This window comes from Paenibacillus ferrarius (assembly GCF_002027705.1).
In the GTDB taxonomy this organism is placed as follows: Bacteria; Bacillota; Bacilli; order Paenibacillales; family NBRC-103111; genus Paenibacillus_E; species Paenibacillus_E ferrarius.
Window position 1 is genome coordinate 26,426 of the sequence record NZ_MBTG01000019.1, and the last position, 12,745, is coordinate 39,170.

General features: G+C 44.4%; 12 protein-coding genes and 1 riboswitch. Of the genes, 10 read left to right on the forward strand and 2 right to left on the reverse strand.

The window, feature by feature from the left end; translation table 11 throughout:
- Positions 1–15: 15 nt before the first annotated feature.
- From BC351_RS20555 to BC351_RS20565, 3 genes are read left to right on the forward strand one after another with little or no spacing between them, the layout of a single operon-like run.
- The gene (locus BC351_RS20555) at positions 16–2,238 is read left to right on the forward strand and encodes an ATP-binding protein (protein WP_158082165.1); all 2,223 of its coding nucleotides are present in this window, start codon (positions 16–18) and stop codon (positions 2,236–2,238) included.
- Positions 2,235–2,867 carry a response regulator transcription factor gene (locus BC351_RS20560; protein ID WP_079414600.1) on the forward strand — a complete coding sequence of 211 codons (633 nt, stop codon included), beginning with the start codon at positions 2,235–2,237 and terminating at the stop codon, positions 2,865–2,867. The genes BC351_RS20555 and BC351_RS20560 overlap by 4 nt, the downstream gene beginning before the upstream one ends.
- A gap of 42 nt (positions 2,868–2,909) precedes the next feature.
- Entirely contained in the window at positions 2,910–3,806 is an 897-nt protein-coding gene (locus BC351_RS20565) for a polyprenyl synthetase family protein (protein ID WP_079414601.1), read from the forward strand.
- A gap of 60 nt (positions 3,807–3,866) precedes the next feature.
- Here BC351_RS20565 and BC351_RS20570 read toward each other — a convergent pair whose 3' ends face one another.
- Positions 3,867–4,640 (reverse strand): hypothetical protein, encoded by a 774-nt coding sequence (locus tag BC351_RS20570; RefSeq protein ID WP_079414602.1) that lies wholly within the window; start codon positions 4,638–4,640, stop codon positions 3,867–3,869.
- 129 nt (positions 4,641–4,769) lie between these two features.
- Here BC351_RS20570 and BC351_RS20575 point away from each other — a divergent pair, with 129 nt between their 5' ends.
- The 4 genes from BC351_RS20575 (at position 4,770) to BC351_RS20590 (ending at position 8,020) form a co-directional block, all read left to right on the forward strand.
- A complete protein-coding gene (locus BC351_RS20575) occupies positions 4,770–5,639 on the forward strand; it encodes an Rpn family recombination-promoting nuclease/putative transposase (protein WP_079414603.1) in 870 nt (289 codons plus the stop codon).
- A 56-nt stretch (positions 5,640–5,695) separates the two neighbouring features.
- Complete coding sequence (locus tag BC351_RS20580) at positions 5,696–6,049, forward strand: Rpn family recombination-promoting nuclease/putative transposase (protein ID WP_279628353.1); 354 nt, start codon at positions 5,696–5,698, stop codon at positions 6,047–6,049.
- A gap of 196 nt (positions 6,050–6,245) precedes the next feature.
- A complete protein-coding gene (locus BC351_RS20585; protein WP_079414605.1) occupies positions 6,246–7,709 on the forward strand; it encodes a catalase in 1,464 nt (487 codons plus the stop codon).
- A 38-nt stretch (positions 7,710–7,747) separates the two neighbouring features.
- Positions 7,748–8,020, forward strand: a complete 273-nt coding sequence (locus BC351_RS20590) for a Fur family transcriptional regulator (protein WP_079414606.1) — start codon at positions 7,748–7,750, stop codon at positions 8,018–8,020.
- A 75-nt stretch (positions 8,021–8,095) separates the two neighbouring features.
- Here BC351_RS20590 and BC351_RS20595 read toward each other — a convergent pair whose 3' ends face one another.
- Positions 8,096–9,175, reverse strand: a complete 1,080-nt coding sequence (locus tag BC351_RS20595; RefSeq protein WP_079414607.1) for a stalk domain-containing protein — start codon at positions 9,173–9,175, stop codon at positions 8,096–8,098.
- A gap of 311 nt (positions 9,176–9,486) precedes the next feature.
- A riboswitch (purine riboswitch) is annotated at positions 9,487–9,588 on the forward strand.
- A 180-nt stretch (positions 9,589–9,768) separates the two neighbouring features.
- Between BC351_RS20595 and purE the strand changes: the two genes are divergently transcribed.
- Genes purE through purB form a run of 3 tightly spaced genes read left to right on the forward strand, consistent with a single transcriptional unit; the run spans position 9,769 to position 12,745 of the window.
- The gene (gene purE / locus BC351_RS20600; protein WP_079414608.1) at positions 9,769–10,254 is read left to right on the forward strand and encodes a 5-(carboxyamino)imidazole ribonucleotide mutase; all 486 of its coding nucleotides are present in this window, start codon (positions 9,769–9,771) and stop codon (positions 10,252–10,254) included.
- On the forward strand, positions 10,251–11,423 hold the full coding sequence (gene purK, locus BC351_RS20605; protein WP_079414609.1) for a 5-(carboxyamino)imidazole ribonucleotide synthase: 1,173 nt from the start codon (positions 10,251–10,253) through the stop codon (positions 11,421–11,423). The genes purE and purK overlap by 4 nt, the downstream gene beginning before the upstream one ends.
- 26 nt (positions 11,424–11,449) lie before the next feature.
- Entirely contained in the window at positions 11,450–12,745 is a 1,296-nt protein-coding gene (purB, locus tag BC351_RS20610) for an adenylosuccinate lyase (protein WP_079414610.1), read from the forward strand.

A 12,745-nucleotide genomic window follows, 5' to 3' on the forward strand; every position in this document is an offset into this window, starting at 1 on the left:
TATGTTGGAATTGAAGTGGAATTATCACAAGCCCAGAATAGGATAGTAATTAAGGAATTAGCCCCAGAGGGGGCAGCTGTAAAGTTAGATCTAAAGGTAGGGGACATCATTCAACAAGTGGATGGTAAGCCAATAGGCGATTCCATTTTATTTCGGAAATGGCAGGCGATTGAGCAAGTACAAAGCATAACAATATCAAGAAATGGTACAGACTATGAAATTAATATAAATAAGAAGAGCAATATCTTTTACGATATGTTCCCATTGTTAGAGGAAATCATAAGTTTGTGCATGGCGATTTTACTTTTCACTAAAATGTCACATTCAAAATCTGCTAGACTACTAGCAACTGTTTTTCTGTGTGCTTCTTTCATTTTTATGAGCTTGGGAGCTTCCATAAGAGGGGATACTATTGGCAAATTTCTGATTACTAGTTTCATGATGCTTATGCCAATTGTGTTTTTGCACTTTTTGGTTGTTTTCTTTAAAGAGAAAGGCAACATAGAATTACCGACATGGATGCTGAAATATTTATACGGGATTGTCGTTCTTACACTAGGATTAAGACTCTTTTACTTTCAACCGTCATTGACATATGTCGTGTACAGTTATGATAAATCAATAACTCTAGGCTTCTCCATGTTCGGCTTCTTAATAAATATGTATCTATTAACTGTTCAATATGTCAAAGTTCGAAAACAACAATCCTACATGTCTAGTATTATTAAAAGTGTTTGGTTGTCTTGGTTAATTTCTTTTTTACCTATTATATGTTTTTCCTTTCTACCACAATTACTGACAGGTCAACGTATTTTAAACGCTATATTTACAAGTTGGATTTTGTTATTTTTTCCTATTTCTTTTGCCTATTTAATTGCTTCCAATCAATTGTATGACTTTGGTCAAGTTATCAGGCGCATTATGTTTGCGGGTCTGCTTGCAATCTTACCTGTTAGTTTATTTACGGGCGTATATGTTTTTCTATTTAAAAAAATGGCTGATGAAAAACAGATTTTGTTTATTTTTATTGGATCAATGACCATAGTAACTATGGTTTTGTATGCGGCCGAGTATTGGATAACGCGGCTCGAGTCATTCCTATTTCCAAGAAAATACTTACTCCAAACTGCTCTGAAAAAGATTGCGCGAAATCTAGGCACGATTTCTAGTTTCAGGGAGTTAAAAGAAATCATACTTGTTGATATTGTAAGTACTTTGCAAGTGATGGGTGGGGCTATCGTATTTTGTTATAAGAATGATACGGAAATTATTTATGAAGGAGAAATAGATGTTTCAGAAGTTCGGCAGCTTGTTGAAACATCAACGCTACTAGATAACCCTTTGTATACGTGCATAGAAATGAACTATCATGAGGCATATACTAGTTATCTCATTATGACGCGCAAAAGGACAAATACGCTACTGCCTAAAGAAGAGAAACAGTGGTTGCAGTTAATTACATCTTACTTAGAAGTTAGCTTAGAAAATGTACATCTAATTCGTAAACTAACAGTCAATTTGCAACAGTTTGCTTCTCAACTTCCTAATGAAGCTGCAGCGCAGGACATTCAATGGTTTCGTAAGGTCATGTTTGAACTACAGGAGGAGGAACGTATAAGGATTGCGACTGATTTACATGACACAACAATGCAAGATTTATTTTTTCTTAAAAGAAGAATATCCACGCTGGCTGAAAAATCTACCATGCCTAAAGGAGATCAAGAGCAGTTAAGGAATATGAATAATTTTGTGGATATGATAAATGCGAGTCTCCGTCAAAGTTGTTTTGAATTAAACCCTCACTTATTGAGAGAAGTGGGTTTGATTAAAACGCTCAAAATGTATGTTGAGAAGGAATCTTACACAGCACCGTTTGAACTGATATTTGAAGCAATGGCAGTCAAGTTCATTGAAGGTAAAGATTTGCCTACGAAGAGGCACATTTTTAGAATCGTACAAGAATTGCTAAACAATGCAAAAAAGCATTCACAAGCGACTAAAGTTACGTTTAAGATCATGGAAAGCAATCAAGTTTTTTATCTAAACTATGAAGATAATGGTATAGGTTTTAGCAATAAAGAAGGAACACAGAGGGAGATTGGCGCATCAGGATTGGGGATTGAACAGATACGGAGCCGAATTCTGCATATGGGTGGGCAGATGGATTTTCTGACACAGCAGGGAAATGGAACGATATTTAAAATCAGAATCCCCATTGAGGAGGTCATTTCTGCATGAGTGAGATTGTGAGAACCCTTGTTGTCGATGATCACCCCTTATTTGCTCGAGCAACCAAAGCATTGTTGGAACAAATCGATCACATTGAGGTCATCGGTGTTGTTGGTAACGGAAAGCAGTGTCTGGAACATGTGGAGCGCTATCAACCTGGACTAGTTTTTCTTGACTATCAGCTGCCGGATCAATCTGGCGTTGAGATTGCAATGGAAATCAAGCGTAAATATCCAGATATTCATATTGTTATTTTCACGGGGATCGAATTGAGTGGGATATTTAATAAACTTATTGAAATTAAAGTAAGTGGTATTTTATCGAAAGAATCAAGTGAACGGACAATAAAAAACATTGTGAATTGTATTCTGGATGGGCATACGATGGTGCCGCTATCGTTCTTTCACCAAATGCAATTAACAGAATTAGCTATCAAGGAAAGTTTTGCGTTGGTAGAGGAAGAAATTCTCATGATGAATATGTTAGTAAAAGGAGCTACTCATGATCAAATTGCTGATCAAATCTTCATGAGTAAGCGAACGGTCGATAACTATTTACGGAAGATTTATGATAAATTAGGCGTGAAATCTAGGACAGAAGCTCTTGAGAAGTTTATAAAAAGTAAATATTATTCGTAGTCACCAGGGGGAAAAAAATTGAAACAGGACGTACATCGCCACATGAGCAATATGATTGATGACTATGTATATGTGGAGAATTTAAATAAATTACTTAAAACATTTATTGCTGACAAAGAGCAGGAGAAAGACACATGGATGAATATTACATTGTGCACCCATACGATGTTAGGCGGGGCTTCTCCTGACATCTATCGCCTCGCTGCTATAACTCAGGTATTTGTTTTAATTTCGGATATCGTTGATGATCTGCAAGATCAAGACCAAGCAAACAAACCATGGATGCAATCCCCTCAAGCATCAACGCTGAATGCCATTCTAGCAATGCTCATGGGCGTGGTCGGTGAGTTAGGGCAAATGCGGGTCCACGGGAAATTGCTGGTAGAGGTTGCTCAAATTATTGCGCGATCGATTAATGGGCAACATAAAGATGTAATCAATGCGGCATCAACGGTCGATGACTATCTGGTAATGACACAGGAGAAATCAGGCTCTCTATTCCGGTTGGCTTGTTTTATGGGGTATTTATCACTGGATTGTTCAGACGAAACGATTGAGCAGCTTCATGAACTGGCGGACTGCATAGGACTCATCCATCAGATCCAGAACGATATGCGAGATCTTATGCGATATGATGTGAAGAATGATTTATACTGTAAAAAGAGCACACTGCCCATTCTATACCTGCTCTCTGTCGAAGATGAAGCCTTCAACCCACTAAAAGACTACTACGCAGGCAAAATTACCGCAGATACTCTTCTTCATGACAAAGAAGCCTTCAGCCAAATGATTCATGACTCCGGTTGCTTGGAATATTCTCGTGTTGTGCAATCCGTCTGCTTGCAGAAAGCAGAAGAGATTTATGAAAAGCTTCAAGCTGTCTCGCCATGGAAAGAAAAATTTAGAGAAATTACCTATGGAAACTTCCTGCCTACATAGAAGCTCACGTTACTGATCCTGAATTCGGACGGTAACGTGAGCTTTTTTACATGGATGGAGTTACCTGTGAATGCGCTGGTAGTCACTCATGAAAGCAAGCTGTAACGCGGCACTGACGATGTCGTACAAGATAAGAAGAACGAAGAAAAGAAGGGGCAGCCAAAGCGCATTAACAAGTAAGCCGGCTATGAGGTTAAAAAGAATGGCGGCGCCGATAAGCGGTAGTGTGTTTGGCGTTCGGTTCTCAAAAGCTATGCGCGAGCGGGAGAAGGCTTGAGGAATGGAGCAGTCTTCTGCGACAAGACATAGTTCAAGAAAAAGGAAACGTATGCGTAGTAATAGATAGATCAGTATCATAAATATGGCACCAGCGATTTGAAGAGCGGCAGTCAAAATACCCCCTATTATGAGCAGGGGAATCATGATGATAAGACTCAATAAGATAAATCTGATGAAGAATCTAGCTCCATACATAACGAACTTTTCAAACGAAAGCTCTCGTTGATTGACGGCCTCGTGCAGCAAGCCCACATATCCGCCCTGTAGAAAGGCTTGAACAATGAGAAAGAAGATGAGGAAAAGCAAATTGTTAATCAAGTGTGAAGCGGTGAAACTGCTGCCGACAAGCTGCACGGAGCCTGGCAGGAAGCCTTGCTCGGAAACAGTGTTTATCGAGGGTAATCCCATCTGCAGCGCAAACTTGAAGGTGAGATGGGGGCTGCCATGGAAGCCATAAAGCGCCGCGCCTACCAGCATTGTCAATACATCCGCAATAACCGGGATGAGAATAAGCAGCGGAAATTTGAATAGTTTTCCAAATGTTGCGGATATCAAGTGTAATCCCTCCTCAGCGAACTTCTCTTCTTTTTACGTGGAAGAACTTGGGAAAGTTGCGCATTCCTTTTATGTCTCAACCCCATCAATCATGGTATAATAGTAAGGAAAAGGAATGGAGCTGACGCTATGTTCGATAGACTTGACCCGAAAGTAGATTTTGTATTTAAGCGTATTTTCGGAGTGGAAGAGAATAAAGACGTACTGCTCGATTTTTTGAATGTAACATTAAGGGAAAGTGAGCCGCGTCCATTGACCGACATTCACATTCTAAACCCTTACATCGATAAAAATGCTTTGCACGATAAACTGTCCATCCTGGACGTACATGCCCGCACGGCGGACGGGAAACAAGTGAATATTGAAATTCAATTGTTTAACCGTTACGACATTGAGAAGCGGACTTTGTATTATTGGAGCAAAATGTATGCCAGCCAGCTAGAAGAAGGACAAAAATATAAAGAGCTCAGAAAGACAATCACCATTAACATTTTAAACTTCAAATTTATTCCTAACGACCGTTATTATAATTTGTTTCATTTGAGGGAAGATCATATGGGACTCGTACTGACCGACCATATTGAGATCCATTTCATGGAGCTTCCCAAACTAGAAGAGCAGAAGGTCAGGTTCTCGGATAAATTGGTCAAATGGTTGTTGTTCTTAAAAGGTGTGGATAAACCAGAAGTATGGGAGGAGATTTCGATGAACGAACCAGCTTTGCAAAAGGCGATGGATACGCTTGAATTTCTGAGCCAGAATGAAGAGGCCCGAAGGCTTTATGAAATGAGGCAAAAAGCGCTGCATGATGAGGCTTCGATGATTGATGGGGCTAGGGAAGAAGGTATGCAAAAAGGTATGCAAGTAGGTATGCATAAGAGCAAAATCGAAATAGCCAAAAACTTGCTCGGCATGGGCATCGACGTAGCTAAGGTAATCGTGGCCACGGGCTTAACTAAAGATGAAGTTCAAAAATTAAAAAATGAATTGATGCAGTAGTCACACCAGAGAGCGTCTCATAGTAGGGCGGTTTTTTTCTCGATATCTCGGATAAATTGGTCAAATGGGAGGAGATTTCGATGAACGAACCGGCGTTGCAAAAGGCGATGGATACACTAGAATTTCTGAGCCAGAATGAAGAGGCTAGAAGGCTTTATGAAATGAGGCAAAAAGCGCTGCATGATGAGGCTTCGATGATTGATGGGGCTAGGGAAGAAGGAATGCAAAAAGGTATGCAAATAGGTATGGAAGAAGGAATGCAAAAAGGTATGCAAGTAGGTATGCATAAGAGCAAAATCGAAATAGCCAAGAATTTGCTCGGCGTAAGCATGGACGTAGCTAAGGTAATAGAGGCAACGGGCTTATCTAAAGATGAAATCCAAAAATTAAAAGTTGAATTAATGAAGTAGTCACTCCAATGGCCGTCCCTAATAGGGCGGTCTTTTTCATTTAAAGGGTGGTTAGCGAGGAACAATGATCCGCGGAGAGCCCCTCGTACATGTTTAGTTATTGACAATCATTATCACTTAGAATAAAATAAATACTATATTATAATTATTATAAATAAGAAATTATTACAAGTTCAACCTGCAAAGGAGAATGCAAATGACTCATAATCACTTAACGACGAATCAAGGCGCACCAGTAGGCGATAATCAGAATTCACGGACAGCTGGCCAGAATGGCCCTACGCTTTTGGAGGATTACCATCTTCTAGAGAAGATTGCTCATTTCGATCGGGAGCGTATTCCGGAGCGTGTGGTGCACGCGCGTGGAGCGGGGGCATTTGGAACATTTACGGTTGAAAATGCGATGAAACGGTATACGAAAGCTGGCTTTCTTGGTGAAGCGGGCAAAGAAACGCCTGTATTCGTTCGCTTCTCGACCGTGATCCACGGTCAAAGCTCACCGGAGACAGCGCGTGATCCGCGTGGCTTTGCGGTGAAGTTTTATACGGAAGAAGGCAATTATGATTTGGTCGGCAACAATTTGCCTGTGTTTTTTATCCGCGATGCGATGAAATTTCCAGATATGGTTCATTCGTTGAAGCCTGCGCCGGACACGAACGTTCAGACTCCTGATCGCTATTGGGATTTCATGTCACTGACACCAGAATCTACGCATATGCTGACATGGGTATTCTCAGATTATGGTACACCCGCCAACTACCGGGAGATGAACGGCTTTGGTGTCCACGCCTTCAAGTGGATTAACTCCGTTGGCAACTACGTGTATGTGAAATATCACTGGAAGCCGCATCAAGGCGTGCGCAATTTGAGCAAGGCAGAAGCCGCCGCTGTTCAAGGGGAGGATTTCAGCCACGCAACGAGAGACTTGTATGACGCCATCGCGCGCGGCGATTTCCCGAAATGGGATCTGCATGTGCAATTGCTGCAGCCGGAGGATCTGGATGCTTATGATTTCGATCCGCTGGACCCAACGAAGGTTTGGCCGGAAGATGTGATTCCACTGCACAAGGTAGGGACGATGACGTTGAACCGCAATCCACAGAACTTTTTTGCTGATGTGGAGCAGGCGGCATTTGCACCTAGTGTGTTGGTTGCCGGAATAGAACCATCCGAAGACAAATTGCTGCAAGGACGGCTGTTCTCCTATCCCGACACACAAAGGCACCGTCTAGGCGCAAATTACTTGCAAATTCCAGTGAACTGTCCCTACGCAACTGTACAAAATAACCAACGGGACGGCGCTATGCAAATGAAGCCGCAGGCCGGCAGTATCAACTATGAGCCAACTCGTCATGCGGATGAGCCTAAGGAAGCACCCGAGTATCGGGACAGCAGCACTCCTCTTCACGGCAGTGCAACTCGGCAAAAGATTGCCAAAGCGAATGATTTCGCCCAAGCCGGCGACACCTTCCGCAGCTTCAGCGAGCAGGAGCAGGCGAACTTCATTTCCAATTTAGTCGGTGACCTGTCCTCGGTGCATGAGAAATCGAAGCTGCTGGCGATCTGCAATTTCTATCGGGCGGATGCGAAGCTCGGGGAAAGCCTTGCGGCAGGGTTGAACGTAGATATTTCAGGCTATTTACAGCACTTGAACCGCTAACTTATAAAAAGCAGCAACTCGTAGAGGAGGTTTCCAGAATGGTCCATCATGATCTTGAACAAGCGCTGCAGCGCATGCGTTCCAAAAACATTCATTTAACCCCGCAGCGGTATGCGTTACTGGAATATCTGTACGCGCAACGCAGCTATACGACGGTGAAAGATATTTGTGAAGCGTTAATGGTCAAGTATCCGACGATTAATGCGATGACAGTGAACAGCAGTCTGCACGTATTTAAACAGCTTGGATTGGTGAAAGAGCTCGCCGTGATCGGAAGCTCCATACGATATGAAGCTGCTTTAAGCTCATAAGGGTAAAAAGAAGCGCCCCATTCGCTACAAAGAGGATCTAGCCTCGAGTAGTCGATTGGGGCGCTTTAACTATCTTTATTTTGCCGCTGCAAAAGCAGACAATGGAATCGGGAATTCTAGAATGCCCATCACATAAGGAACGTATTCGTACAGGCCAAAGTATACGACAACCGTGTCATCTTTCAAATAAAAGCCCTGATCGTCACGGATGGACTCGAAGGGTTCGAGTAGATCGGATTCTAATTGTCTTTCTTTCAATTGCTTTTTAATCTCTTGATTGATGATAGTCTTGTAATTGGCATTAGTCGAAGTCACCTGCTGAAGACTCAGCTCACTGCCTGTATCCAGATCGAACGTATGAGCATCATGGGTTGTGAACCCGTGGGCGCCGCCTGTAAATGTATATACTTCAAAGTAGAGACTAAGTTTGTGTTTCTGATTATACGTGATTTGATAATTAACATCCATAGTATAGGGATACTCGTTCCCGATCTTGCTTAGCTCTTTGTTGGCGGCATCTTTATAATTCTCTATCTCGCTTTGGATGAATGTATTAATTTTCGCGCTTGCCGCGGAATTGGCCCATCCTTCAATTTGAGGATAGTTTATGGTGATGCTCTGATTGTCGGTTATCTTTTTCGAATCAGACTTGTTCGTCAAGGTGAGTTCGTTTTCTTGAATTTTAGTAATAGAAACTACATGGTTTTGATCGTTGTATCCGATTTGGTAACCCATTTGTTCAAGGAGCAGACGCAGCGGCAAGTAAGTGGTTCCGTCCACGATGACAGGCGGCAGCGGCTTGTAAAATTCACGGCCATTCATCGAGTATTGGGTGCTTTGATTCGTCATGCTCATTTTCTTGTTCGGGGCGCTGACGGTAACTGTTTTGGTAGCCTCATCCCAGGCTGTCGTTAAGCCAAGCTTTTGACTGAGAAAAGAAAGACCAACATAGGTGTCGCCGTCCACCGATTTGCCGCCTGGTACTTCCAGCAGTTGATCTTCGATTTGGATTTTCAAAGGGGCAAGCTTGATCGCGAAATCGGTACTTTCCGTCTGGGCATAAACGCTTGCCTGCTGCAGCAGAGCTGGACTTGCAGCGACTAGCAGGGCTGTAGCCAAGGTGATTTTCAGTAATGTTGGCATATTCTTTTTCATTAATATCTCTCCTTTGTGGCATTTATTTAGTGATTTATGAATTAGACGGTGCGTCTATTTAGAAGGTTCGAAGTATTTTTTTTGGATTTGTCGAAAATAATTGAACACGCTTTCCTCGAATCTCTCCGAGTATATGGATCACGTAAGGAGGAGTGAAAACGGAAAAGAAGATATAAACCGGTGTTTATTGGAAAAACACTGCCTAAAAACGAACTATATGAAAGAAATAGTTATAAAACGTTCGCTTTTTGAAATTGACATCGCACGTCAGTTGGTAGTAAACTAGGGAAGCGGGAAATGAACCCGCACTAATTGAAAATGTCGAATCAACTCGTATAAAATCAGGGATAAGGCCTGAAAGTTTCTACCCAAAAACCATGAATTTTTGGACTACGAGGAAGCGAATGAGGGAAACCATAGGAAGACGATGGTCTTTTTGCATTCGGTTCTTTTGCTGTCCAGCGGATAGAATCATGTATTCTAGCTCTGGGCGTTTTTTGGGTTTAGAGGTTGATTGGATTGGATTTATTGGAAATGAAAGTTTTGAAGGCTAAGCTTTCAAAACGACTTAACTATATGAGAGTGGGTTTGAGATGACGGTACGTGTTGGTGTCATAATGGGAAGCCAGTCGGATTGGGAAACGATGAAGCACGCATGCGACATGTTGGAAGAGCTCGGAGTACCATACGAGAAAAAGGTGGTATCTGCGCACAGAACGCCGGATTTGATGTTTGAATATGCAGCCGCGGCGGCAGGTCGTGGGATCCAAGTGATTATTGCCGGAGCAGGCGGGGCGGCGCATCTACCAGGAATGGTAGCAGCCAAAACGGAGCTACCGGTTATTGGTGTTCCTGTGAAGACGTCCACATTGAACGGACTGGATTCCTTGTTGTCCATCGTGCAAATGCCAGGCGGCATTCCGGTGGCCACGGTGGCTATCGGCCATGCAGGCGCAACGAACGCAGGCTTGCTGGCGGCGCAAATCCTCGGCGCCTTCGAACCGGAGCTGCAAGCGAAGGTAAGAGCACGTCGTGAGCGCATCGCGCAAACGGTGATCGAAAGCAGTGACCTGCTATGACAGCAGCAGATGGCAAGATCATCAAGCCCGGCGGCACGATCGGCGTCCTGGGTGGCGGGCAGTTAGGCCGCATGCTGGCCTTGGCCGGCCGCAATATGGGGTATCGCTTCGTGACGCTCGACCCGACGGAAGACGCGCCTTGCGGTCAAGTCGCCGATGAGCAGATTCTGGCGGACTTCGACGATGTCGAAGCCGCGAGGAAGCTGGCGGCGCGCTCAGATGTGATCACGTATGAATTTGAGAACGTCGATGCCCACGTTACGAACATTTTGATGAACGAATCCTATGTTCCCCAAGGGAGCGAACTTTTATATACAACCCAGCATCGTCTGCGGGAAAAGAGAGCGATTGAAGCTGCTGGCGTGCCTGTTGCGCCTTACGCGGAAATCGGCAGCGCAGCGGAGCTCCATGAAGCAGTTATTCGCTTCGGCACACCCTGCGTGCTCAAAACCGCTACTGGCGGCTACGACGGCAAAGGCCAGTGGGTCATTCGCTCTTTAGATGAAGTCGAAGAAGCCTACGAGACACTGAGCCGCGCCAAAACGGAGCTGGTACTCGAACAATTCATTCATTTTGACAAAGAATTATCCGTCATTGCAGCGAGAAGTCCTCGTGGGGAAGTGAAAGCTTTCCCGGCAGCGGAAAACATACATGTACATAACATCCTGCATCAATCCATCGTACCGGCTCGCATCCCAGCGGAAGTGCAGCAGGAAGCGGAGCAGCTGGCCATTCGCATCGCCGAATCGCTTGGCGTCATCGGATTGATCGCGGTTGAGCTGTTTTTAACGAAGGATGGTCAGCTTTATGTGAATGAGCTGGCGCCACGCCCGCACAATTCCGGCCATTACACGATGGAAGCGTGCCGAACTTCGCAGTTCGAGCAGCATGTTCGCGCGATTTGCAACCTGCCGCTGGGTTCAACAGAGCTTCTGACCCCTGTCGTGATGGTGAATCTGCTTGGTGAACATATCGAGCCGCTGCAAAGCTTAATCGACCAGCCAGGCTTTCTGGAAGCTGAGGATATAGGCGTAAGCGCGAAGGTTCATCTGTATGGCAAGAAAGAAGCCAAAGAGAAACGCAAGATGGGACATATCAATCTCCTGGCAAGCAATGTGCAGCATGCACTGACTTGGATAGAACGCACGAGCATTTGGGAAAGTAAGTAAATGATAATTATTGGAGGAACGGCACAATGATCGAACGTTATACACGCCCGGAAATGGCGAACATTTGGACGGAACAAAACAAGTTTCAAGCATGGTTGGAAGTCGAAATTCTTTCTTGCGAGGCTTGGTCTGAGCTTGGCGTCATTCCTAAGGAAGATGTGAAGGTGCTGCGTGAGAACGCAAGCTTCAACATCGACCGCATTTACGAAATCGAGCAAGAGACGCGTCATGACGTGATCGCCTTCACAAGAGCCGTGTCCGAAACGCTTGGGCCTGAGCGCAAATGGGTTCACTACGGTTTAACATCGACTGACGTTGTTGATACAGCACTTGGCTACTTGTTGAGACAAGCTAACGAGATCTTGGACAAAGATATTCAGAATTTCATTGAAATCCTTCGCAATAAAGCGATTGAACATAAAGATACAGCGATGATGGGCAGAACGCATGGGGTGCATGCAGAGCCGACGACTTTTGGTCTGAAAATGGCGCTTTGGTACGAGGAAATGAAGCGTAATCTGGAGCGTTTCCGTTTTGCGGCTGATGGTGTACAATTCGGTAAAATCTCCGGTGCTGTCGGTACTTACGCGAACATCGACCCATTCGTTGAGCAATATGTGTGCGACAAATTGGGTACAAAAGCTGCGCCAATCTCGACGCAAACTTTGCAGCGTGATCGTCACGCGGAATACATGGCAACAATTGCTTTGGTTGCTACTTCCTTGGATAAATTCGCAACAGAAATTCGCGCGCTTCAGAAGAGCGAGTTCCGTGAAGTGGAAGAGCCATTCGCTAAGGGTCAAAAAGGCTCCTCCGCGATGCCGCACAAGCGCAATCCGATCGGCTGCGAAAGCATCTCCGGCCTGTCCCGCGTGATTCGCGGACATATGGTTTCCGCTTATGAGAACGTGACGCTGTGGCATGAGCGCGATATCTCGCACTCCTCCGTTGAGCGTATTATCCTGCCGGATGCAACGCAACTGCTCAACTACATGCTGAATCGCCTAGGCAACATCATCAAGAACTTGACGGTGTTCCCTGAGAACATGAAACGCAACATGCGCAGCACGTATGATGTTCCTTTCTCCGGCCGCGTGATGACGAAGCTGATCGACAAAGGCTTTTCGCGTGAGCAAGCGTACGATACGGTTCAACCAAGAGCGATGCAAGCTTGGGAAGAACAACGTTCTTTCCGCGACATCGTAGAGAATGCTTCCGTTATTACTGAGGCTTTAAGCCCGGCAGAAATCGCAGATTGCTTCGATCCGAGCTGGCATTTGAAACACGTTGACACGATCTTTGACCGTTTAGGTTTGAAATAG